This is a genomic window from Pseudomonas sp. St29 (genome assembly GCF_001547915.1).
Classification (GTDB): Bacteria; Pseudomonadota; Gammaproteobacteria; order Pseudomonadales; family Pseudomonadaceae; genus Aquipseudomonas.
Window position 1 is genome coordinate 2,052,346 of sequence record NZ_AP014628.1, and the last position, 20,054, is coordinate 2,072,399.

Annotated in this window: 29 protein-coding genes; 21 read left to right on the forward strand and 8 right to left on the reverse strand. The window is 61.5% G+C overall.

The features are described from left to right. Positions 1–15: 15 nt before the first annotated feature. The 5 genes from PST29_RS09360 to PST29_RS09380 form a co-directional block, all read right to left on the reverse strand. Positions 16–2,814 carry a toprim domain-containing protein gene (locus tag PST29_RS09360; protein WP_060842882.1) on the reverse strand — a complete coding sequence of 933 codons (2,799 nt, stop codon included), beginning with the start codon at positions 2,812–2,814 and terminating at the stop codon, positions 16–18. Positions 2,815–2,817: 3 nt separating this feature from the next. Further along, entirely contained in the window at positions 2,818–3,051 is a 234-nt protein-coding gene (locus PST29_RS09365; RefSeq protein ID WP_060842883.1) for a hypothetical protein, read from the reverse strand. Between the two features lie 74 nt (positions 3,052–3,125). Beyond that, positions 3,126–3,491: a hypothetical protein gene (locus tag PST29_RS09370; protein ID WP_060842884.1), complete on the reverse strand. Its 366-nt coding sequence runs from the start codon at positions 3,489–3,491 to the stop codon at positions 3,126–3,128. Then, positions 3,488–3,967 (reverse strand): YmfL family putative regulatory protein, encoded by a 480-nt coding sequence (locus PST29_RS09375; RefSeq protein WP_232513213.1) that lies wholly within the window; start codon positions 3,965–3,967, stop codon positions 3,488–3,490. The genes PST29_RS09370 and PST29_RS09375 overlap by 4 nt, the downstream gene beginning before the upstream one ends. Before the next feature lie 29 nt (positions 3,968–3,996). After that, entirely contained in the window at positions 3,997–4,197 is a 201-nt protein-coding gene (locus tag PST29_RS09380; RefSeq protein WP_060842886.1) for a DNA-binding protein, read from the reverse strand. Positions 4,198–4,281: 84 nt separating this feature from the next. Here PST29_RS09380 and PST29_RS09385 point away from each other — a divergent pair, with 84 nt between their 5' ends. Together PST29_RS09385 and PST29_RS09390 are read left to right on the forward strand one after the other, a co-directional pair. Continuing rightward, a complete protein-coding gene (locus PST29_RS09385) occupies positions 4,282–4,620 on the forward strand; it encodes a helix-turn-helix domain-containing protein (RefSeq protein WP_060842887.1) in 339 nt (112 codons plus the stop codon). A gap of 88 nt (positions 4,621–4,708) precedes the next feature. Then, complete coding sequence (locus tag PST29_RS09390) at positions 4,709–4,891, forward strand: hypothetical protein (RefSeq protein ID WP_060842888.1); 183 nt, start codon at positions 4,709–4,711, stop codon at positions 4,889–4,891. A gap of 40 nt (positions 4,892–4,931) precedes the next feature. Here PST29_RS09390 and PST29_RS09395 read toward each other — a convergent pair whose 3' ends face one another. From PST29_RS09395 to PST29_RS09405, 3 genes are all read right to left on the reverse strand, one after another. Further along, entirely contained in the window at positions 4,932–5,192 is a 261-nt protein-coding gene (locus tag PST29_RS09395) for an ogr/Delta-like zinc finger family protein (RefSeq protein ID WP_060845088.1), read from the reverse strand. 73 nt (positions 5,193–5,265) lie between these two features. Then, positions 5,266–6,108 carry a phage portal protein gene (locus PST29_RS09400; protein WP_232513255.1) on the reverse strand — a complete coding sequence of 281 codons (843 nt, stop codon included), beginning with the start codon at positions 6,106–6,108 and terminating at the stop codon, positions 5,266–5,268. Beyond that, positions 6,047–8,095: a terminase large subunit domain-containing protein gene (locus tag PST29_RS09405; RefSeq protein ID WP_060842890.1), complete on the reverse strand. Its 2,049-nt coding sequence runs from the start codon at positions 8,093–8,095 to the stop codon at positions 6,047–6,049. Before PST29_RS09405 ends, PST29_RS09400 begins: the two co-directional genes overlap by 62 nt. A 163-nt stretch (positions 8,096–8,258) precedes the next feature. Between PST29_RS09405 and PST29_RS09410 the strand changes: the two genes are divergently transcribed. The 19 genes from PST29_RS09410 (at position 8,259) to PST29_RS09495 (ending at position 20,049) form a co-directional block, all read left to right on the forward strand. Further along, the gene (locus tag PST29_RS09410; protein ID WP_060842891.1) at positions 8,259–9,176 is read left to right on the forward strand and encodes a GPO family capsid scaffolding protein; all 918 of its coding nucleotides are present in this window, start codon (positions 8,259–8,261) and stop codon (positions 9,174–9,176) included. Between the two features lies 1 nt (position 9,177). Continuing rightward, positions 9,178–10,200, forward strand: coding sequence for a phage major capsid protein, P2 family (locus tag PST29_RS09415; protein WP_060842892.1), 1,023 nt, complete (start codon positions 9,178–9,180; stop codon positions 10,198–10,200). Then, the gene (gene gpM / locus PST29_RS09420; RefSeq protein ID WP_060842893.1) at positions 10,197–10,916 is read left to right on the forward strand and encodes a phage terminase small subunit; all 720 of its coding nucleotides are present in this window, start codon (positions 10,197–10,199) and stop codon (positions 10,914–10,916) included. The genes PST29_RS09415 and gpM overlap by 4 nt, the downstream gene beginning before the upstream one ends. Before the next feature lie 99 nt (positions 10,917–11,015). Then, entirely contained in the window at positions 11,016–11,477 is a 462-nt protein-coding gene (locus PST29_RS09425) for a head completion/stabilization protein (RefSeq protein WP_060842894.1), read from the forward strand. After that, a complete protein-coding gene (locus PST29_RS09430; RefSeq protein WP_060842895.1) occupies positions 11,474–11,926 on the forward strand; it encodes a phage tail protein in 453 nt (150 codons plus the stop codon). The genes PST29_RS09425 and PST29_RS09430 overlap by 4 nt, the downstream gene beginning before the upstream one ends. Continuing rightward, positions 11,913–12,596, forward strand: a complete 684-nt coding sequence (locus PST29_RS09435) for a phage virion morphogenesis protein (RefSeq protein WP_060842896.1) — start codon at positions 11,913–11,915, stop codon at positions 12,594–12,596. The genes PST29_RS09430 and PST29_RS09435 overlap by 14 nt, the downstream gene beginning before the upstream one ends. Positions 12,597–12,607: 11 nt before the next feature. After that, a complete protein-coding gene (locus PST29_RS09440; protein ID WP_060842897.1) occupies positions 12,608–13,717 on the forward strand; it encodes a DUF2586 domain-containing protein in 1,110 nt (369 codons plus the stop codon). 12 nt (positions 13,718–13,729) lie between these two features. Then, a complete protein-coding gene (locus PST29_RS09445) occupies positions 13,730–14,179 on the forward strand; it encodes a phage protein (protein WP_060842898.1) in 450 nt (149 codons plus the stop codon). Continuing rightward, positions 14,179–14,391, forward strand: a complete 213-nt coding sequence (locus tag PST29_RS09450; RefSeq protein WP_060842899.1) for a TraR/DksA family transcriptional regulator — start codon at positions 14,179–14,181, stop codon at positions 14,389–14,391. The genes PST29_RS09445 and PST29_RS09450 overlap by 1 nt, the downstream gene beginning before the upstream one ends. Next, positions 14,388–14,780 (forward strand): D-Ala-D-Ala carboxypeptidase family metallohydrolase, encoded by a 393-nt coding sequence (locus PST29_RS09455; RefSeq protein ID WP_060842900.1) that lies wholly within the window; start codon positions 14,388–14,390, stop codon positions 14,778–14,780. Before PST29_RS09450 ends, PST29_RS09455 begins: the two co-directional genes overlap by 4 nt. A gap of 1 nt (position 14,781) precedes the next feature. Further along, entirely contained in the window at positions 14,782–14,997 is a 216-nt protein-coding gene (locus PST29_RS09460; RefSeq protein WP_060842901.1) for a hypothetical protein, read from the forward strand. Further along, entirely contained in the window at positions 14,987–15,349 is a 363-nt protein-coding gene (locus tag PST29_RS09465; RefSeq protein WP_060842902.1) for a DUF1353 domain-containing protein, read from the forward strand. Before PST29_RS09460 ends, PST29_RS09465 begins: the two co-directional genes overlap by 11 nt. Before the next feature lie 22 nt (positions 15,350–15,371). Continuing rightward, positions 15,372–15,602 (forward strand): hypothetical protein, encoded by a 231-nt coding sequence (locus PST29_RS09470; RefSeq protein WP_232513214.1) that lies wholly within the window; start codon positions 15,372–15,374, stop codon positions 15,600–15,602. Then, positions 15,599–15,889, forward strand: coding sequence for a putative phage tail assembly chaperone (locus tag PST29_RS09475; protein ID WP_060842904.1), 291 nt, complete (start codon positions 15,599–15,601; stop codon positions 15,887–15,889). The genes PST29_RS09470 and PST29_RS09475 overlap by 4 nt, the downstream gene beginning before the upstream one ends. A gap of 20 nt (positions 15,890–15,909) precedes the next feature. Further along, a complete protein-coding gene (locus tag PST29_RS32105; protein WP_159426272.1) occupies positions 15,910–16,053 on the forward strand; it encodes a DUF6890 family protein in 144 nt (47 codons plus the stop codon). A gap of 6 nt (positions 16,054–16,059) precedes the next feature. After that, complete coding sequence (locus PST29_RS09480) at positions 16,060–18,042, forward strand: phage tail tape measure protein (protein ID WP_060842905.1); 1,983 nt, start codon at positions 16,060–16,062, stop codon at positions 18,040–18,042. Beyond that, positions 18,039–18,356 (forward strand): DUF2590 family protein, encoded by a 318-nt coding sequence (locus tag PST29_RS09485; RefSeq protein ID WP_060842906.1) that lies wholly within the window; start codon positions 18,039–18,041, stop codon positions 18,354–18,356. The genes PST29_RS09480 and PST29_RS09485 overlap by 4 nt, the downstream gene beginning before the upstream one ends. Continuing rightward, a complete protein-coding gene (locus PST29_RS09490) occupies positions 18,353–19,528 on the forward strand; it encodes a baseplate J/gp47 family protein (RefSeq protein WP_060842907.1) in 1,176 nt (391 codons plus the stop codon). The genes PST29_RS09485 and PST29_RS09490 overlap by 4 nt, the downstream gene beginning before the upstream one ends. After that, the gene (locus PST29_RS09495) at positions 19,525–20,049 is read left to right on the forward strand and encodes a phage tail protein (protein WP_060842908.1); all 525 of its coding nucleotides are present in this window, start codon (positions 19,525–19,527) and stop codon (positions 20,047–20,049) included. The genes PST29_RS09490 and PST29_RS09495 overlap by 4 nt, the downstream gene beginning before the upstream one ends. Positions 20,050–20,054 lie beyond the last annotated feature (5 nt).

Genomic DNA, 20,054 nt, shown 5'->3' on the forward strand with positions numbered 1-20,054 from the left:
CGGTCTTACTCTCCTTTACGCCTTGAATGTCCAGCACTTCACTGTGGTCGGCCGGGGTATGGAACATGGGTTGCGGGTGTTGAATGCGGCGCGCACGGTGCTGTGCACGGCTTTGTTGCTATCCAGGAACTTGCGGGAGCGGGACTCTTTGAGCAGATCGCGCAAGGTGGCCACGTCGGCCAGCTTCTGTTTGTGCTCGGCGGCGCGCTCACAGAATTCATTGAGGTTGATTGCGATCACGGCGGGGTCGCTGCTGTGGTCCACCACAGGGTCTTCGCTCAAGGATTCGAGGTAGTCGTAGACCTCCCAGAACTCGGCCACGGCTGCATGGTCGGAACTGATCGAAGCCTGGCGCTCGATGGCCATCCGCACGATCTGTCGTTGTGTGGCAGCGACCTGGTGTTCACTCAGTTTCAGGACCAGGCGAAGCCCGTCCAGCAGAGAAAGCAGTTGAGCGTGGTTTTTGCTGATCCGCTCTACGCGGATATACCCGCGCAAGTCGTAGCCGCAGCTGTCGCAGTTGCCTTGATCGCTGACGTAGGCCGTACCGCATGCGAAGCAATGAGTGTGTAAACGGCGTAGCTTGGCTTCGTGTTCGGGCATGCGCTGGGCGAACAGTTCAAGGACCGCTGATTCTTTCCCCACAGCTCGCAGCAAAAAGTGGCTGAGGGTGTCACCGTTCAGTGCGTTGAGTTGGTCCGCTGCAGCGCGGCTTTCTGGTGTCACCGTTGGGCGTACAAAGTGCAGTTTTACGATGCGCGTCATGATCGCTTCGTGGGCAACCACGGCAGCGTTTTGGCTGATAGCAATGGTTCCCCGGAATGGGGGCTCGTACGTTTCGTTGCCGGCTGTCTTGACGCCTTTTGTGGCCAGAGTGCCGCCACCGTAGAAGTCTTTCAGCTCGTCCCATTCGAAAGTCTTTGCGTGTGCTCGATCATCGCTGTGGCGATCGGCTTCCAGGAACACGACCGGCATGCCTGAAACCTGGCCCATCAAACGAGAGCGCCCGGCCTTGGTGGATTTCATAGGGTCGAATCCTTCATACCCTTCGCGGCCGAGTAGCTTCCAGAGCAGGTTCAGCAGCGTGGTTTTGCCGGCACCGGCTTCACCTGTGGCTTCCAGGAAGGGGAAGGACTGATAGCGAGCGCGGATCTGCTCGCAGAACAGCGAACCGAAGAAGAACACCAGGGCTACGAAGCCCTGTGCGCCGAAGCAAGTCCACAGCAGCGGAACCCATTTTTCGTCAAAGCCTTTTGCGTCGCGCTGCAGCTTGATAGGCACGCCTTTCTGCAGAGTCTTGAGACGCAGCTTGCCGAACTCGAAATAGTCCTCGCTGTTGACCTTGTAGGTGATGCCGTCCTTGATTGCGATATCGCCGTAGACGTAGCAGGCGTACTCCTTGCTGTAGCCCACGTAGTCGATCGTGGAGACGGTTTTGATACCGAACAGCTGATCCTTCATGAGCTTGTCCAACTGCTGGCCGCTGCCGGTGAACATTGCACCTGCAGCCATACCAAGCAGCCGCTTTTTGAACTCGCTCGCGGCCGACAGCTGGCCACTGGTGAAGGTGTTCTTCACGCTTTCAGAGTCGTGGGGGAAGTCCACGCGCAGGTAATACCAGGACTCGTCCGTGACTTCGTTGCGTTGGAAATACAAGGCCTGGGGATAGCAGTTGGCAATCTCTACGACACTGCCGGATTGCTGCAGGGCCTTCTCGCGCTGTTGCGCCTGGTTCAGCAGTTGATCGTCATGATTTTCGCTGTCCTCGATGTCGGACATCTCCCGGTTGAACTTCTCCATGTCCAACTTGAACCAGTACAGGCGGTTGCCGAAGCCGAGGTGAAATTCCCCGCGCTTGTTCCAGTCGTACATCAGCAATGCCTTTTCCGCAGCGCTCTCGGCCAGCAGCAGGGCGCCTTGATGGCGGGCTTGCTTGAGATCGGCTGCGATCTGGTCGGCACGTTTGCTTTCGTCCTGGATGAAGTTCCAGCGCTGATGAAGATCGTTCCAGTCTGTCTTGCGGCCATCGCGTTGAATGATCTGCGCTGACTCGCAGACGAAGCCCAGGGCTCGGGCTTCGCGTACCCAGCGCCTGGTATATGCGTTCGCGCTTGGCTCGTTATCAAGAGCCCACACCAACTTGGGCAACTTTCCACCCTCGCGGATCTTGATCAATGTCTTAAGCGAGTCACCGGGGAAGGCGTTGGACGACATGGCTGATACGGCTGCGATGTCGTTGTGTACCAGGGCGATGGCGTCGAATATCCCCTCAACGATCCAGATCTCCTTGACCTCAAGAAGGTCTACACAGGGCGGGCACCACCAGACGCCGCGATAGCTGTCCTTGGATTTGAAGCGGGCCTTCATCTTGCCGAAGCGGTGTGGCTGATCGATCAGGCGTTCCCACCATCCGCCTTTTTCCAGGGCAAAGCGCACCGTTGCGCTGCCGGCGTTGTGTTCAGGTGAGTAGAAGCTCTCCTGCGTGAACCAACCCTGGATCAGCTCAAACCGAAAGCCTCGGGCGAACTCCAGGTAAGCCCGCGCCGTGGCGTTGGGGTGCTGATCCGTGGCGGGCGCTCGCTTGCTCCAGTCTTCAAACAGATCGTCGTACAGCTCTTTTACGTGCAGGGTGTGACCGCACTTTTCAGGTCGACCACAGATCACCATCCACGGCGTATCAAACCTGGAATACAGCTCCTTCTTCTTGCACTTGGGGCAGGTGCCGCCGCGCATGTAGTCGGTGCCCGAGCGGTGCTTGAGTCCGAAGTCGGACTGAAGGCGTTGCAGCACTTCGTGGCGAAGATCTTCTTTCATGGGTTACTTCACTGCTTTGAGGCTGTGGGACAGGGCTGCCATAAGGCGTTTTTGCGCAGCCATTACCGGGACATGGGCGAGAATTGCGCCGTGGCGCAGACCGTCCGCTACAAAGCGGAACTGGTCGGCATACCAGTGTTCGTTGAGGCTCAAGCGATACTGTTCACGTAGGTTGGCCAGCAACGCTTCGGCCTCTGCCGGTGGCAGTTGAGTGGTGACAATTACGGTGTTTGTCATCGTTAAACCTCGATTTTGGGCGCAGCTCACCCAAACCCACGGCACGTGGGGTGTGCGACTGATTGAGTTGGGTGTTACGAGTTGGCTAAGCGAAAACGCCCGATGTCCGGCGCGTTGATGATTCGCTCGTAGATGAGGCTGACAGGCACAGCCCATTGGGTACCGGTGACCGGGTCAATGATCACGGTGTGGGTCGAGGTGCTGCTCTGGATGTTCAGACGTTGCCGATCGCGGATTGTGAGCATGGCGCTGTTGGCCAGGTGGACGATTTTTTCAGCGACCTGCGTCAGTACATCGTAATCCGCAACCAGGTGTTGCACGGCCCGGTTGAACAGCTGCTGATCATCGTTCAGGTGCTCGGCCTGGTGCCGTTCAAGGAACGAAAGGGCGGCACTCTGCAGAGTGTCCTGGTATTCCTTTTCTGCAGGCAGGGCAGTCATTTGGCGTTCTCCGATTTTGCTCGATAGAGATCGATGGCGGCGTAGACCTCGGCGGTGCGTGCGGCCATGTGCAGGGTATGGGCGTTGAGGATTAAGTCTGCCTCGTCCTCTGTGATCGAACCGTCTTCGAGTGCCTGGGCGAGGATCTGGTCAACGGTCCCGCGCTTAGCTGAGGTTTGTACGGAGCGGGTATACATCTCGACGTTGTCCAGTTGGTCCGGCTCGGCCATGGGGACGAACATGCCGCCGTACATCTTGGCCACGTAGTTGGCGAAGTGCTGGGTGCCTGTTTTCAGTTCCAACTGGTGGATCTGTACATCGCTCAGGGGCCGGCAGTTGTTGTTCTCGTAGGCGTGGTTGTCGAATTTTTTCAGCGACAGGCCGATCTGTGAGGCGGCGCATTCGCGACCACCTGGATAACTGCAGATGATCGCGCTGACGACTTCGCGACGTGTAGTTAGAACCGGGCTTTTCATCTTCTGCTGTTCCCTCGGAGTGCTGACCATTACTGTGAAATCACGCCGTCTTTGATACCGAGCAGCACTGCGGCGCGATGTGCCTCCCCCCTGCGACCTTTTCGACGACCGTTGAGAAGGTCACTGACCAAATTTTTGTTCAAGCTATGAATCCGACTGAATTCCGCAATACTCATCCCTTTCCGATCAAGCGCTGCGCGGGCTTGCTCCGGCGTAACTGGCGCGGGCATAGTGTTTGTTCCTGTTTGGTTGTGTTCGTCTGTGGTGATTCTTGGTCAAATATTTATTCACGTCAATGCTTGGTGATCAAAAAAATGCTAATCGCTGACGGAGTGGGCAGTAGGCTCAGGGAAGAGCGCGAGCGATTAGGTCTTTCACAATCGGACTTTGGCGCCCTAGTCGGGGTCAGCCGCGGTACGCAAAAAAACTACGAGGTGGGGACTGCTGTAGGTGCAATGGACCTCAAGTACGTCACCGCGTTGGAAACAGCAGGCGTCGATGCGACTTACGTACTGACCGGGTCAAGATCGTTAGGAGCTGGCCTGAGTGGGATAGAGTCCCAAATCGTCGATCAGTACCGCCGTATCCCTGACGAGGATCAGCGGGCGCTTCGCCGTTTCCTCAAAGCCATGTTTGATGATGTTGACCAATAGGTCTTCCTTCCTTCGCAGTCTTCTCATGTAAAGCGCTTGTCTCGCCCCGATAACGCAAACTCCGCATTGCATATCAAGGAGTTAGCGCATGTTGGATGTGGCAGTAGCTGAGCAGGAGCGTCATGGCCAGGTCGATTCCTCGTGGTTATGTCTGAGCGAGAATGAGCGTCGGTTGATTCGGCGCATTCGTCAGATGACGGACCGCGATCGCTACCTGGTACGACGGCTGATTGAACAGTTGGCCAAGCACCCGGACGACTCAGACTCCTGAGTTCGTGAATAAGCCGCCGTGCTGAGGCCGGCGGTACTCATCAAGCGACGGCTTGGCCCTTCATCATTTCGAACAGCGCCTTTTGTTGGTCTGCCGGCAGGCTTTTGAATCGGTCGAGTAGCAGCGTGTCCAGGTGCTGCGCAGAAGGCCGAAGTGTGTGTGAAAACGCCAGCGTCGATACCCAGGTATGACCGCACTCTGCATCCAGACATTGGCAGTACAGCTTCACGTAAGTCCGGGTTACCTCTTCCCGTGAGCTGATGCGCCCCTTGTGGCCGCAAGTCGTGCAATAAATCCGCATTAGTCCCTCCCCAGGGTGTTTGAATGGCAGCATTATGGCGGCGATTTTCCAGGCAATCACTGCAAATAGCCTGTTATTCGGTGGTGGTTCCTGTTCCTTTCGGGTCGTTCCAGTTGATTCTTCTGTCCTCCCGCAGGTGCTCATTTACCTGGTCAAATAACTGGCAGATCGGTCTGATCTCGTTGCTGGTGTACACCCTGTCGATCTTCTCGATATCCCCAAAACCTGCGCTGTTCTCCGGAATGATCCCCGCCAGTGCCGGGTTCATCCGCCAGGCGGCAATGATGTCGTTCCTGGTGATGTTCTTGACCTTCTCCAGCTCGTCCTTGGCCTGGAAGTCCCCCACGGGGATGATCTGAATGGCGTTCTCCTTGCCGTTGGGGATGTTCACGAACATCGAGCGAAAGTTGCCCACGCCCTTACTCGCGCTGATCTGGGCGCGCAGCTCGTCCTCGTCTTCCTCGGTCAGGTCCGGGTCGTTGGTGTAGAAGATGTACCCGGCGTGGGCGCCGTTGCTGTAGTAGCGCCGGCGGAACAGAGTCGCGGCCTCGTTGAGTAGCAGCGCCTGCATGCCGCCCAGGTAGTCCGGAATGCCGTAAATGGTCTGCTCCACGTCGTAGTCCATGACGTGCTCGATCTCGTCCTGGTCGAAGTCCATAAACTTGCTGTCGGGCAGTAGCACCCGATAACCACCGTCCACCTTTACCCGCATGTTGATCGCCGGCACGTGCTGCAGCTCCAGCACCTGGCCGAAGGCGTTTGTGTTGCGGTAGAAGAAAGCCTCGCCGAAAACCATGTAGTCCAGGCCCGCACAGCCCATTGTTCGGGCGCTGCAGCCCGCCGAGGGCAGAAACTCACGCAACAGCAGGTTGCGCTTGAACTTCGGGATGGCGCCGTGGTGCGCGTTGGCTCGCAGCAGCTTGGCTAGGCCGGTGCGCGACACCGGCGGCTTGTAGATCTCGCCGTCGTCGCTGGGAAATACCCCCACGTACTCGCCGATATTGCCCGACAGCACCTGTTCGGGCTCCCCGAACGTGAAGGTTCGCATCGGCTGCTGTTTTCGCTGGGCTACCTGGTGCTTGTTGCGTCTGGCCATGGCTGCTGTGATCACTCGTGAGGTAGCGGCTACGGCGCCGCTTGTTGGTGTTTAGAGGTTCGTTGTGCAGCGCGTGCATGACCGCCCAAGCAATATCGGCGTGCCCGGTGGCGTCGGTGCGGGATGCGCTGTAGGTCACCTGGCCGCTGCCGGTGGTGCCTCGCTTAATCGTGAGGAAGGCCTGGGCGATATCGGTCCAGCCCGCGTCCCATTCGATGCGGCTGCCTTGGATCGTGTCCTGGGCCTTGAGTACCAAGAGATTTTTCGTCTCCAGGCTGTAGTGGATCGAGGTCGCCCGGGGGTAGAAGTCGCGCACCAGGTCGAACACGCCGTAGCCAATGCCCGTGGTGTCGATACCGATGTGCTGGACGTTGAAGCGCTCGGTGAGCTTCTTGACCTGGTCGGCCTGGTACTTGAAGGACTGGCCCCGCCAGCTGTGCTTCTCCAAGATCCGGAACTTGGCCCCGGCTTCCAGCGGTGGCGCAATGACCACGCATGTGGCGTCGTCGCGCGTGCGGCTTGGGTCGTAGCCGATCCAGACCGGGCTGTTGCCGTAGGGGCGGTCTGCCTCGGGGTCGTAGTCGTCCCACAGTGTCAGATCGGAATAGCAGCGTTCCAGGTCTTTGAGGGCGAACGCGCTCTGCGTGCTGTCGATGAACTTGCAGTAGAACAGCTGCTGGAACTTGTCTTCGTCGTATTCCAGCTGCAGTTGCTCGATGTCGAACAGATCGCAGCCGCCGGCGATCGCATCGTCCAGGGTGATGGTCTTGCGCCACTGGCCATCCGGACAGAGGGCGCCCTGCGTGTAGGCCGATTCGCTGGGCCAGACGCCGCCGGCTTTCTTGCCGCGCTTGCTGTTGCGGAATTCTTCACCGGACCAGAACGGGTAGGCCTGGTGCGAAACCGCGCTGGGAGTCGAGAAATAGGTTTTCCGCCACTTCTTGTGGGTGCCCATGGCGCTGGCCACGGTGCTGAGCTTGTCGAAGTCGCGGATCCAGAAATATTCATCGACGTAGACGTGCCCGTGGTAGCCCTGGGCGGTGCTGCTGTTGGTGCTGAGAAAGCGCAGCTCCGCGCCATTGCTGAGCACAATGGGGTTGCCGGTCAGCTCGATGCCAAACCACTGCTGGGCAAACTGGATGATGTAGCTGCGGAAGATCTCCGACTGCGATCGGCTGGCCGACAGGAACACCTGGTTGTCGCCGCTTAACACGGCGTCCATGAAGGCCTCGCCGGCGAAGTAGTAGGTCAGGCCCACCTGGCGACTTTTCAGGATGTTCCGGACTCGCCGTGTCAGCGGGTTTTGCTTGGCTTCGAACAGCTCCTGCTGATAGCGGTACATCTTGGAGATGAACTTATCCAGGAAGTCCACTTCAGTGAGGCCGCTGACGTCGTTCTTGGCCTTTTTCTCCCGTTTCTTGCCGCCACCCTCCCTACGTCCGGAACGGTCGCCACGCGATCGTTGGCGGGGTTCCTGGGGCTCGCTCTGATCGTCGCCGGCCTGCACCGCTGGCGCCGGCTTCGCAGCCTGTTTCAGCAGCCGTTCGCGAACAGTGGTCAGCCGGTCCAGTTCGTTCAGATCGTCTTTGGACAGGCTGCTGGCTTTGTCCAGGAGGAGGGTGATTCGCCGGCCGACAGCGGTCAGCGGTTCTTCATCCGACAGCATGTCTTCCCATCCGCCCTGGCGGATCCAGTAGTAGACGATCCGGATGTTGGGCAGGTTGAGCTGCGCCTGAATTTCCTTTGCCTTGCAGCGGCGTAGGAACAGGCGTTTGGCGGCTTCTTTAACTTCGGTCGAGTAGTACATGGGGCCGCAGTCTATGCGGCGAAAACGCGACAAACTCGGGGTTAATTTCCGCGATCCACCTATAACGTGGGTCTAGGAATAACGCGGAATTGAATCGTTTGTTGAGGCTCTTTCGGCTGCCTATCGTGGCGGCAATTCAACCGATTGAGCGCAGTTAACGCCCATGCCCCGTTCCCTTGTTTCGTTCTGGAAACGTGTTGCCACCAGCGGCCCCACCTGTGATGGCCGCGAGATCCTGCCCCAGGACCTGCGCGACATTGCTGAGACGTACAAGCCGTCGACCTACACCGCCGTGATCTGGTGCGACCACGAACGCTGGACCGGTTCCCACGGCACCGTCTACGCCGTTCGCCTGGTTGAGGAGGGCGAAGACCTGGAGCCTGGGCAAGTTGCTCTTGAGGCCCAGCTCAAGCCCAACGATCGACTGCTGTATCTGAACGATCAGGGCCAGAAGCTGTTCACCAGCATCGAGATCACCCCGAACTTCGCCCAAACCGGCAAAGCCTATCTGACCGGCCTGGCCGTAACGGATGAGCCGGCGAGTCTGGGCACCCAAGAACTCTATTTTTCAAGGCGCACCAGCAAGGCCGCGTTCTTTGCGGCGTCGCAAGAGCTTGGCCCGTTCAGCAATGAGCCCAAGGGCGAGCTGGGCAAGCTGATAGGCCTGCTTACCGGCCTGTTCAAGCGCTTTGGCGCCGACGACACCCCCGCCGAAACCACCCCAACCCCAACCGAGAGCAAACCCCCAATGGATGAAGCTACCGCAACGGCTTTGAAAGCCCTGCTGGAACAGCTGCTGGTTGTCGCCGCCGGCATTCAGGCCGTGATTGAACCGGCTGCAGAAGATGCGCCGGAGCCGGACCAGGAGCCTATCGACGATGTGAGCGCGGCAGTCGATCAGATCGTCTCCACCGCTGAAGAAGAACGTGAGTTCCGTCGCAAAGGCGGCTCCAACCAAAAAGTGCTGGCCGCACTCAGCAGCCTGCAGAAACAGTTCACCGCACTGCAGAACACTGCCAACGGTCGCCAGTTGCCGCGCAATGCCGGCCCGGTAGCCACTGGCAAGAAGAAGGTGCTCTGACATGGCCCAGTCTCTGAGCGCCTACGGCGCCAAGATGTATGCCGAGCTGCAACTGGCGATCGCTGAAACCTACGGCGTGGCGCTGCCCAGCAAGCAATTCAGCGTGGAACCGTCGATCGCTCAAGAACTGAACGACGCCATCACCGCGAAAGCCGATTTCCTGGAGCGCATCAACATTATCGGTGTGAGCGAGATCAAGGGGCAGAAGGTGTTCATTGGTGTCTCTGGCCCCGTCACCGGCCGCACCAACACCAAGACCACCGATCGCGAGGCGAAAGACGTCTCCGCCTTGGATGATACGACCTACGAACTGCACTCCACCGAGTCGGACGTGGGCCTGCCGTACGCGAAGATCGATGCCTGGGCCAAGTTCCCGGACTTTCACCAGAAGTATTCCGCAGCCGTGCAAAAGCAGATCGCCCTGGACCGGATGATGATCGGCTTTCACGGCGTGCAAGCGGCCCCGCAAACCGATATCACCAAGTATCCAATGCTCCAGGACGTGAACAAGGGCTGGCTGCAGCAGGCACGCGAGCAGATCCCGGCTCAGGTACTCCAGGAGGGCGCCAAGGGCTCTGGAAAAGTCACGCTTGGCGCCGGTGGTGACTACGCCAACCTCGACGCCCTGGTGCACGACACCAAGCAGATGGTGGACGAGCGTCTGCGCGACGGCGGCGACCTGGTCGCAATCATCGGCACCGACCTGTTGGCCGCTGACAAAGCGAAGCTATACGCCAAACAGGGCGACGTGCCGACCGAGAAAGAGCGCATTGAAGATGCCCAGGTGATCGCTACCTATGGCGGCCTGCCTTCTTTCAGCGTGCCGTTCTTCCCGGTAAACGCGGTCCTGGTCACCAGCTTCGACAACCTGTCGATCTACTACCAGGACTCCAGCTGGCGCAAGCAGACCGTGGACAACCCGAAGCGCTCTCGCGTTGAGGACTACAACAGCCGTAACGAAGGTTATGTGATCGAGCAGCTGGAGAAGTTCGCGCTGACCGAGAACGTGGAGCTGCTGAAGTGAGCCTGGCTCTGGCGCACAAGCGTCGCATCCTGGCCCTGGGAGATGCTGCAGTAGCGACTGCCGCAACCGCGCCGGTGGCGTACTCCCATGCGGAAGCGCTGAGCAGCCCAGCGAACGCCCGCAAGCACCTGGCGCTGATGGAAGCGGCCCTGGACCAGGACCTGGAGCGCCTGAGCGCGATTCAGGGCCTGGCCACCCGCCAGGATCTCAAGCGCCGCGAACTGCTGCCCAAGTACCAGGAGTACGTCCAGCGCTACATCGAGTCCGGCCAGGTCTTTGCCAACCGCGTGCTGGTCCAGGTGATCGTCTGGCTGTTCGATACCGCCCAGTTCGAGGACGGCCTGGAGCTGGCAGATATCGCCATCGCCCAGGGCCAGCAGATGCCCGAGCGCTTCAAGCGCCGGGACATCCAGACCTTTGTCGCGGACGCGGTCTGTGAATGGGCCTACGACGAGTACAAGGCCAACCGTAGCCCTGAGCCCTACCTGTCCGATCTGCTGCCCCGCGTGGATGGCGAATGGCAGCTGACGGAACAGATCCCGGCCAAGTTCCACAAGTTGATCGGCATCCGCGCCCAGGAGGCCAAGGAATGGGCCACCGCCCTGCAGCACCTGGAGCGAGCCCAACAGCTGTATTCCAAGGTCGGCGTGGACACCCGGATCGAGAACTGCCGCAAGGCCCTGCGCAAGCAAGAGGCCGCCACCGGCGCCCAGTAACCAACGACTACCCCCCCAGCGGGAACCCGTGAAACGAGTCAGCCATTTATGGCCCGCCCCGTTGAAACGGTGTTTCCCGCCCTATTTGAGCGGCCAGCGATGAGCTTTTCCGGGAAACCCACCACCTTTGTGGACCTGACGATCGAGAACGACGGCTTCTGGCCGGACCTTTCGCTGTCGGAGTTCCAGAAGGAACAGCGCCTGCCGGCGGAGTACCTGGTGGAGCTGCTGACCGACACCCTGACCATGGCCATGGTCGAGGTGAATGACGACCTGGCCAAGTGCAAGGCCCGCTGGCAAGCCGTCGGCATCACTAACGTGGAAACCGCGGACCCTCTGCTGCTGCCTGAACGGGCCTTCAAAGCCAAGCTCTACAAGCGCGCCGTCTACAACCGCGCCAAGGCCCAGGCGCTGCCCCAGTTCGCCACGGTGAACCGCCGCGAAAGCGCCGAGAACACCGGCAAGGAAGCCCCGGAGCGGGCTGAAACCTTCCTTGCTTTCAGCCAGCAGGCCGTGCGCGCCCTGCAGGGCCGTGGCCGCATCACGGCGGCGCTGCTGTGATCAAGCTCAAGGCGTTGACCGCCTACCTGATCGACCGCCAACTGGTGGCCCCCGAGCAGCTCGACAGCTGGACCGAGCAGGTAAGCCTGGACCTGATCTGGAAACCTGATGTTGACGGCCTGCACATGGCGAACATGCGTTATCGCGCCGTGATCGTCCTGGAGCGTTTCGCTGATCACCCGGGGCGGCTGATGGCGTTGCTGGGCAGTTGGCTGGAAAACCACGACGCCGACCGCGACCGCCACGAACTGCCGGCGCCGGCGTTCGCCATCGAGATGCTGGACAACGACCTGGCCGACGTCGAGATCAGCCTGGAGTTCGTCGAACCGCAGTACCTGGCCGAAGACCCCGAAGGCGAGATCCAGGCCTTCGGCGTTTCCTGGGCCTTTGTGCCGTTCGATCTGTGGATTGCTGAGCACGGCGAGGTGGCCAGCCATGGCAGGGCGTAGCACCTTCGAACTGGACGCCCGGGGTTACCTGGGCGTGCGCGAACAATTGGCCTTGCTCAGTCTGCCGCCGCAGTTGCGCCGCCGGCTGCTGAACAACGTTTCCAAGCGCGTGCGGACCATGTCCCGTAAGCGCATCCGCGAACAGCAGAACCTTGACGGCTCCCCATTTGCCCCTCGGCGCAACCCCGAGAAGGGCAAAAAGAAGATGGAAGCCGGCCTGGGCAAGCTGCTGCAGGTGACCCGGGTGAGCCCGGATGAAGCCCGCCTGGGCTGGCGCAACGGGCTCACCAGTTGGGTCGCCGCCCAGCAGCACAACGGCGTATCGGAACGCCGAACCGCTGCGCAGATGCGCCGCTGGAACAAAGTACCCGAAGGCCTGGCCGCGACCGACAAGCAGGCCAAGCGCCTGCGCCGGTTGGGCTTCAAGGTTCGTAAGGCGGGCAAGAAGGGCCTGTCCCGGCCGCCCGTGGCCTGGATTCAGGAACACGTCGGGTACGCCCAGGCGGGCCTGCTGATCCGCATTCTTTCCGACGAAAAAGCCGAAAGCACCGGCGCCCAGAGCTGGGAGATCACCCTGCCCAAGCGCCAGTTCCTGGGCGTCAGCAGCGAACGGGACACCAGCCTGCTGGTGAACCAGGTGCTGCAACAAATCCTCAATTCTCCCCGCTAACGAGGCACAGCATGGCACTCGGCAAAGTCAGCGTTCATAACCTCAACCTCGGCCAGGGTGCCGTGACCGAGATTGAACGCTATTTCCTGATCATCGGCCCCGGCGCTAAGAACGTCGGCCAGTTGATCCCCCTGAACAACGACAGCGACTTGGACGCCCAGCTGGGCATTCCCCCCAACGATCTGAAAACCCAGATCACCGCCGCACGCCAGAACGGCGGCGATCGCTGGGCCTGCGTGGCGGCGCCGATTGCTGCAGACGGCGACTGGACCGCCGCCCTGGAAAAGGCCCAGCAGCAAGGCTTCTCAGTCGAAGGCGTGGTTATCACCAAGCCCGTGAGCACCGGCGCCGAACTGTCGGCCATGCATGACGCGGCCGTGGCGGTCAGCAATACCTACGGACGCCGTTTTTTTGTGTTGGCGGCGGCCGCCGGCATCACCGTTCAACAGACCTGGAACGAGTACCTGGGCGAGCGCCAGGCGCTGACCAAGGACTTACTGGCGCCGCGTGTCCTGGTCGTTCCGCAGTTGCATGGCAATGACCTGGGCGTGTTGGCCGGCCGTCTGGCCAACGCGGCGGTGAGCATCGCCGACAGCCCCATGCGCGTGGCCACCGGTGCCCTGATGGGCCTGGGCGAGACGCCCCAGGACAAAGAGGGCGTTCCGCTGCCGAGCGCCATCCTGGCCGAGCTGGACAAGGCCCGTTACTCGGTGCCGCAGACGTACCCGGATTACCCGGGCGTGTACTGGGGCGACGGCAACATGCTGGACGCGCCGGCGAGTGACTACCAGGTGATCGAGTACCTGCGTCTGGCAGACAAGGCCGCCCGCCAGGTCCGGCCGCTGCTGATTCGCCGGGTCGCCGATCGGCGCCTGAACAAAACGCCGGCGAGCATGGCCGCTGCTGTCAGCGCCTTCATGAAGCCCCTGCGCGCCATGGCGAAGTCCACCACCTTTGCCGGCCAGGTGTTCCCCGGTGAGATCGAATCGCCCAAGGACGGCGACGTGGTCCTGGTCTGGAAGAGCAAAACCAGCGTGGAGCTGTTCCTGAAGATCAAGCCCCTCAACTGCCCGAAAGACCTCACGGCGAACATCGCCCTGGACCTTTCCAACGACGATTAGGAGTAACCCCCCATGTCCCGCATTGGCGGCAAGAACTTCGACATTGCCCTGGGGGATCTCCAGGCGCACGTCGAGAGCTGCACCCTGGATATCACCGACAACACTGCCGTGGCGCAATCCCGAGGCGTGCCCGATGGCTACGTGGACGGCGATGTGGCGGCCAGCGGTGAGTTCGAGTTCGACAGCAACAATTTCAATCTGCTGATCGAGGCCGCCCGCACCGCCGGCAGCTTCCGCCAGTTGGAACCCTTCGACGTGGTGTTTTTCGCCCAGGCGGGCCAGGAGGAACTGCGCATCGAGGCCTTCGGCTGCCGGTTGAAGGTGTCCAGCTTGCTCAGTGTTGACCAGAAGGGCGGCGAGAAGACCAGGCACAAGGTGCCGTTCGACGTCACCAGTCCGGACTTCATTCGTGTCAACGGCGTGCCGTACCTGGCGGCTGCCGAGATCGAGGGCCTGCGCTGATGGTCTGCCCGTTCGATCGCGCCCAGGCGCTGGAGCTGCGTCTGCGGGAGCAAGCGATCGCCGCCCAGCTCGCCACGGTGCAACCGACCGGGCCGAGCCGCACCCACTGCCAGGACTGCGACGGACCTATTCCCGAGGCGCGCCAAGCCCTGGGCGGCAAGACCCGCTGCACCCCCTGCCAATCCACCTTTGAGCAAGGACAACGCCGATGACCACCAACCGCTGGCCGAACTTCTCGGCCAAGGAGCTGCGCTGCAAGTGCGGCAAGTGCAACAGCGACGGCAGCGAGATGCAGCCCGAGTTCATGGATCGCCTGCAGCAGCTGCGCGACCAGTATGCCAAGCCCATGGCCCTGAGCAGTGGCTACCGCTGCCGCCGGCACCCCGAGGAAGCCAGGAAGGCCGAACCGGGCGAGCACAACATGGGGTTGGCCGTCGACGTGACCGTGCGCGGTCCTGACGCGCTGAAGCTGCTGCAGCTCGCCCTGGGCCTGGGCTTTACCCGCATCGGCGTGAGCCAGAAGGGCAACAGCCGTTTCTTGCACCTGGGCCTGGCTCCGATCGGCGGACGCCTCCCAAGCCCTGCACTGTGGAGTTACTGACATGAACCGCCTGCTGATTTGTGCCGCTTTCGGCGCCGTCGTCCTGGTCGGGTGCGCGCTGAGCGATTCCCACGCCGTGGTTGCGCGCAGCGCTTCCACCCTGGTGGCCACCTACTGCAAAGCGCCGATGCCGGCACGGGTGCTGCTGCGCGAGCAGATCGCCCAGGACACCGCGCCGAACCGGGTCCGCGTGGAGTGTGCTGCCGATGCCCTTTGAAAGTGACCTGGAGCTGAGGCACCGCCCAGGGCACACGCGCTGGGAGGTGATCCGGGTGCTGCAGTACCGCACTCGGGACGGCCGCTTGATCACCGTCCCGGTGGGCTACCTGTCGGACCTGGCCAGCGTGCCACACCTGGCCCGGCGCATCGTGGACCCGCAGACGCCGGCGGCGCGGCGGCCATCAGTGGTGCATGACCGGATCTACACCCACGAAACCCACCGATTCACCAAGGCCGAGGCCGACCGGATCTTCTACGACGCCCTACGCGAGGAGGGCATGAACACCGCCTTGGCCTGGCTGATGTACCAGGCCGTCCGGATCGGCGGCCGTGGCACCTGGAGCGCCTGACATGGAAATGCTGGAGAGACTGATGGCCTTGCTGCCTGAACTGCTGTTGACCGCCGTGATCGGCTTCCAGGCCTTCCTGTTTCGCCAGGTCAGTGAGGCTCGACGCGAGCACCTGGAGCTGCGCGTGGAGATCGCCAAGAACTACCCGCAACACAACGACATCGAGCGCGCCATGGACAAGCTGGAAAGCAGCCTGCGCGCCCAACTGGACACCCACTTTTCAACCCTGAGCCAAAGGATACGCACCCCATGAGCACCAATAGCCGCGAGATCACCCTGGAAGTCGGCGACAAGGAATTCAGCTTCAGCCTGTCGCCCCAGGACGTGACCAAGTACTTCAACGCCTTGACCGCAACCAACAAGGTGGCGCCGTCGTTCAACCTGCTGAGCACCACCGTCAACCAGGAGCAGCGGGCAGGGCTGCGCGAGCTGCTGGCCAACCCGGTGTTGACCATGCAGATCGCCGGCGCGCTGCTGGAGGAGTACGCACCGGACGTTGAGATCCTCGTAAAAAAGCCCTCGAACACGCTGACCGCCTGACCGAGGACGGCCTGGGCCAGATGATGGCCCTCACCAACCGCTGGCTGCCTGGCGCTGAACCTTCGATCGAGAACATGGGGACGGCGCAGTGGCTTGAGAACGAGCACTGGAGACGCATGGAGATTGCCGTGGCCAACGGCATTGCCCATGCGTTGAACGGATAACTGAGCATGGCTGACCGCGCCGCCCGCCTGGACTTCATCCTGGCCCTGACCGACAAGATCACCGCGCCCCTGGGCAAGGTGAAAATGGGCTTTTCGGACCTTGCCGAGCAAACCGAGAAGAACAACAAGACCATGGCCATGGGCCTGGGCGGGATCACTGGCGCCTTCATTGGGATCAACCAGTCGCTGCAGCCCGCCCTGGAGATGAACCGCTCCCTGGGCGAGGTTCGTTCCCTCGGCGTAGCTGAAGACGCGCTGACCTCACTCAACCAAAAGGCCCTGGAGTTCTCCGTGGCCTACGGCGAGAACGCCCGGGACTTTGTCGCCTCGGCGTACAGCATTGAGGGTGCCATTAAGGGCCTGACGGGCAGCCAACTGGCGACCTTTACCAACACCAGCAACATGTTGGCCAAGGCCACCAAGTCGGACGCCGACACCATGGGCGCCTACGTGGGCACCATGTACAACCTGTTCAAGGGCCAGGCCGACGCAATGGGCAAGGCGGAGTGGGTCGAGAAGCTGGGCGGCCAGACCGCCCTGGCGGTGCAGCTGTTCCGCACTGATGGCGCCCAGCTCAAGGATGCATTCAAGGAGGTGGGAGCGATCGCCACCGCCGGCGGTGTGGACATTGCCGAGCAGTTCGCGGTGATCGGTTCGCTGAGCAGCACCATGGAAGGCGGCGATGCCGGCGGCCGGTACAAGGCGTTTTTCGAGAACATCGGCGCCGCTTCGGACAAGCTTGGGCTCAAGTTCACCGACCAGCAGGGCCGGGTGCTGCCCATGCTGCAGATCATGGAAAAGCTGCAGGGCAAGCTGGGCGACTTAACCAGCGCCTCGGCCGGCACCAAGCTGTTGGAAGCCTTCGGCGGTGAAGGTGCCCAGGTGATCGGTGCCCTGGCCAAGGACACCGACCGGTTGCGCCAGGGCCTGGACAAGCTGGGCAAAGTCCGCGGGCTTGAGGATGCCGAGAAGATGGCCCAGGCCATGGTCGATCCCTGGCAGCAGTTTGCGGCTGCGGTCGAGGCGTTGCGGATCGCTTTCGGCCAGGCGTTGATCCCGATCCTAACCCCGCTCATGGCCAAGCTAACCGGCATTGCCGGCACGCTGACTCGCTGGACTCAACTGTTCCCGAACATCACCCGAGTGGTGGGCATTGCCACTTTGGGAGTGCTGGCCATCATCGCCGCCATGTCGCTGCTGACGTTTGTAGTCGGGGCGTCCCGCATGGCCTGGATGGCCATCATTACCGTCTGGAAAGTGGTTCAACTGCTGAACCTGCGTACCATTGCCGGGTTCCTCCTGCAGGCGGCGGTGATCGCTGTCTACGTGGCGGGCCTGATGGTGCTCTATACCACCATGGGCATCATCCGCGTGGCCATGATGCTCTGGCAGGGCGTGATCTGGCTGGTCAACGTGGCATTGACCGCAAACCCGATCGGCGTAGTGGTGATGGGCATTGCCGCCCTGGTCGCGATCGTGATCGCCGCCGTGTACTACTGGGACGAGTGGACCGGCGCCCTGATGAACACCGAGGCCTTCAAGTGGGTCCTGGAGAAGCTACAGGCGCTGTCGGCCTGGTTCGACTCCATGGGCGGCTGGTCCGGCATGGCCAAGGGCGCCTGGGACGCGATCGTGGGCGTGTTCTACAAGGCCATCAATAGCCTGATCGAGATGATCAACAAGATCCCCGGCGTGAACATCGAGGCCCGCCTGGGCGACATGCCGACGATCCCCGGCGCCGAGCAGGCGACCAACGCCGCAGACGTCGCCAGCGCCGCGCAGAAGGCGCAACAGACCATCAGCGCGGCCATCCCCTCAATTGCTCCCACGCGGCCTAACGCGGTGCCGCCTGGCGGCCTGCTGACCAGCATTCAGAACACCAGCAACCAGAACAAAGGAACCCATGTGGAGAACGTGAACATCCACACCGGCAAGGCCATGACCCCGTTGGAACTGGAAAACATGATGGGCATGGCGGTGTCCGGATGAGCGAATACATAGACCTATGGATCGTCGACAACGACCTGGTGCTGGACCCGTCCCGTCAGCCGCTGCTGATCGCCGACCGGGCCAGCATCGCCCAGGACATTGCTCACATGATCCGCGACAGCGGCCTGCTGGTGACCCTGGTCGCCGAACGCGACCGTCTGAAGCAACGCGACTGCATCCAGCGGTTGGAGCTGCTGGTGGAGGCCGACGAACGCCTGGTGCCCGGTACGGCGCAGATCACCCAGCTGCAGCCTGGGCAGTACCTGGTCACGGCCAAAACCCTGAAATTCGGTGACGTAGAGGTGACCCTGTGAGCGACGTGGATTTCAAGCAGGCGCTGAGCGATGCCGGCATTCCAACCACCGAGGCCGGCCTGCGCCAGGCCTGGGAGAAGGAAGTGGCCGCCCAGGGCGCCAAACTGAGCAATACCGGCGCTTATTCGCCGTTCTGGCGTGTGGTCACTGCCCTGGTGACCAAGCCGGTGCTGTGGCTGCTGGACTTCGTCGTCCAGTCGGTCCTGCCGAACTTCTTTGTGAAGACCGCCGGCGGCAAGTGGCTGGATATGCTGGCCTGGGCCGTGAACGTCGAGCGCAAGGGCGCCACCCGGGCCAAGGGCAAGATCCTGTTCACCCGGGCCAATACCGCCGGCACCCTGGAGCTGCCGGCGGGTGTCCTGGTGCAGTCGCCACCGATTAACGGTCACGTCTACCAGCTGCGCACCACCGAGGCCGTGGCCTTCGCCGATGGCCAACTGCAATTGAGCGTGCCGATCGAGGCAGACGCTACCGGCAGCGGGTACAACCTGGCCCCGGGTTACTACGCCATCCTGCCGGAACCCATTGCCGGCATTGTCCAGGTGATCAACGCCGAAAGCTGGCTGGAATCGCCCGGTGCGGATCCAGAGCCCGATGAACAGTTGCGTCTGCGGGTGCGTAACCAGTTCTCGGCGGTCAATCAGTGGCACACCGACGCGGTCTATCGCGCAATGATTTCATCGTTCCCGGGTGTGCGGCCGGATGGCGTCTATTTCGAGCATGGAGCCCCGCGTGGGCCAGGCACTGCCAATGCCTACGTGCTGTTTGAAGCAGGCGTGCCAGCGGACTCCTATCTGGATCAGATCAACGCTCATATCCGCGACCAGGGAAACCACGGCCATGGCGATGACCTGGTGGCGATGGCCATGCCTGAAAAGGAGTACAGCTTTTCGCTTGTGGTCGTGACCAGAGCCAACACCAGCGCCGAACGCATAGCGGAGCTGCAGAAAGAGATCGATTTGTTCGTGCGCGCGGCCTTCCGTGAAAGCACGTCCCGCGACTACAAACCGACCCTGACTTATCCACAGTCGCGGTTCAGTTTCAGCCGGCTGACCGAGGAACTGCACCGCCAGTTCCTCGACGTCGAGTCGTTTCGCTTCTCGGCCCGCATTGACTTGCTCAGTGGCCTGGATATTCCCCGTATCAAAAGCCTGCAGGTGGCGGTGACATGATCAAGCTCAAGCTGCCGTTCTGGCTCGCAGGCACCGAACTTTCCAAGCTGATGGCCGCTGCCCAGCGCTGGTGGGAAACCGTCAGCGGCTGGCTGATGTGGCCCTATGACCAGCTCGACCCCGACACCTGCCACCTGCGCATCCTGGAGCTGTGGGCCTGGCAACGCGACGTGACGCGCTTTGTCGGTGAGCCCGAGAGCCTTTTCCGGCTCCGGGTGAAATACGCCTTCATCAACGCCGTGGACGCCGGCAGTACCGCCGGCATGAAACGCATTCTGCAGCGCCTCGGGGTCGGCTACATCGAGATCGAGGAACGCCAACCTGGGCGCGATTGGGACGTAGTCCTGCTGCGGCTTTCCGACTCCCAACTGTCAGTCAATGCGGATCTATTGCGTGTCCTGGTGCAGCAGTACGGCCGGACCTGCCGGCGCTACGACTTCGAAAGTGTCACACCGGTGACCCTGCAGGTCGCTGCGCTTGATTTCAACGACGACCAGCAAACGCTGGTTGCCTCTCTGTAGGAGAT

Coding starts and splice junctions, on each gene's coding strand:
- PST29_RS09360 (WP_060842882.1), bottom strand. CDS start 2,814: ATGAAAGAAGATCTTCGCCACGAAGTGCTGCAACGCCTTCAGTCCGAC.
- PST29_RS09365 (WP_060842883.1), bottom strand. CDS start 3,051: ATGACAAACACCGTAATTGTCACCACTCAACTGCCACCGGCAGAGGCC.
- PST29_RS09370 (WP_060842884.1), bottom strand. CDS start 3,491: ATGACTGCCCTGCCTGCAGAAAAGGAATACCAGGACACTCTGCAGAGT.
- PST29_RS09375 (WP_232513213.1), bottom strand. CDS start 3,967: ATGAAAAGCCCGGTTCTAACTACACGTCGCGAAGTCGTCAGCGCGATC.
- PST29_RS09380 (WP_060842886.1), bottom strand. CDS start 4,197: ATGCCCGCGCCAGTTACGCCGGAGCAAGCCCGCGCAGCGCTTGATCGG.
- PST29_RS09385 (WP_060842887.1), top strand. CDS start 4,282: ATGCTAATCGCTGACGGAGTGGGCAGTAGGCTCAGGGAAGAGCGCGAG.
- PST29_RS09390 (WP_060842888.1), top strand. CDS start 4,709: ATGTTGGATGTGGCAGTAGCTGAGCAGGAGCGTCATGGCCAGGTCGAT.
- PST29_RS09395 (WP_060845088.1), bottom strand. CDS start 5,192: ATGCGGATTTATTGCACGACTTGCGGCCACAAGGGGCGCATCAGCTCA.
- PST29_RS09405 (WP_060842890.1), bottom strand. CDS start 8,095: ATGTACTACTCGACCGAAGTTAAAGAAGCCGCCAAACGCCTGTTCCTA.
- PST29_RS09410 (WP_060842891.1), top strand. CDS start 8,259: ATGCCCCGTTCCCTTGTTTCGTTCTGGAAACGTGTTGCCACCAGCGGC.
- PST29_RS09415 (WP_060842892.1), top strand. CDS start 9,178: ATGGCCCAGTCTCTGAGCGCCTACGGCGCCAAGATGTATGCCGAGCTG.
- PST29_RS09425 (WP_060842894.1), top strand. CDS start 11,016: ATGAGCTTTTCCGGGAAACCCACCACCTTTGTGGACCTGACGATCGAG.
- PST29_RS09435 (WP_060842896.1), top strand. CDS start 11,913: ATGGCAGGGCGTAGCACCTTCGAACTGGACGCCCGGGGTTACCTGGGC.
- PST29_RS09440 (WP_060842897.1), top strand. CDS start 12,608: ATGGCACTCGGCAAAGTCAGCGTTCATAACCTCAACCTCGGCCAGGGT.
- PST29_RS09445 (WP_060842898.1), top strand. CDS start 13,730: ATGTCCCGCATTGGCGGCAAGAACTTCGACATTGCCCTGGGGGATCTC.
- PST29_RS09450 (WP_060842899.1), top strand. CDS start 14,179: ATGGTCTGCCCGTTCGATCGCGCCCAGGCGCTGGAGCTGCGTCTGCGG.
- PST29_RS09455 (WP_060842900.1), top strand. CDS start 14,388: ATGACCACCAACCGCTGGCCGAACTTCTCGGCCAAGGAGCTGCGCTGC.
- PST29_RS09460 (WP_060842901.1), top strand. CDS start 14,782: ATGAACCGCCTGCTGATTTGTGCCGCTTTCGGCGCCGTCGTCCTGGTC.
- PST29_RS09465 (WP_060842902.1), top strand. CDS start 14,987: ATGCCCTTTGAAAGTGACCTGGAGCTGAGGCACCGCCCAGGGCACACG.
- PST29_RS09470 (WP_232513214.1), top strand. CDS start 15,372: ATGGCCTTGCTGCCTGAACTGCTGTTGACCGCCGTGATCGGCTTCCAG.
- PST29_RS09475 (WP_060842904.1), top strand. CDS start 15,599: ATGAGCACCAATAGCCGCGAGATCACCCTGGAAGTCGGCGACAAGGAA.
- PST29_RS32105 (WP_159426272.1), top strand. CDS start 15,910: ATGATGGCCCTCACCAACCGCTGGCTGCCTGGCGCTGAACCTTCGATC.
- PST29_RS09480 (WP_060842905.1), top strand. CDS start 16,060: ATGGCTGACCGCGCCGCCCGCCTGGACTTCATCCTGGCCCTGACCGAC.
- PST29_RS09485 (WP_060842906.1), top strand. CDS start 18,039: ATGAGCGAATACATAGACCTATGGATCGTCGACAACGACCTGGTGCTG.
- PST29_RS09495 (WP_060842908.1), top strand. CDS start 19,525: ATGATCAAGCTCAAGCTGCCGTTCTGGCTCGCAGGCACCGAACTTTCC.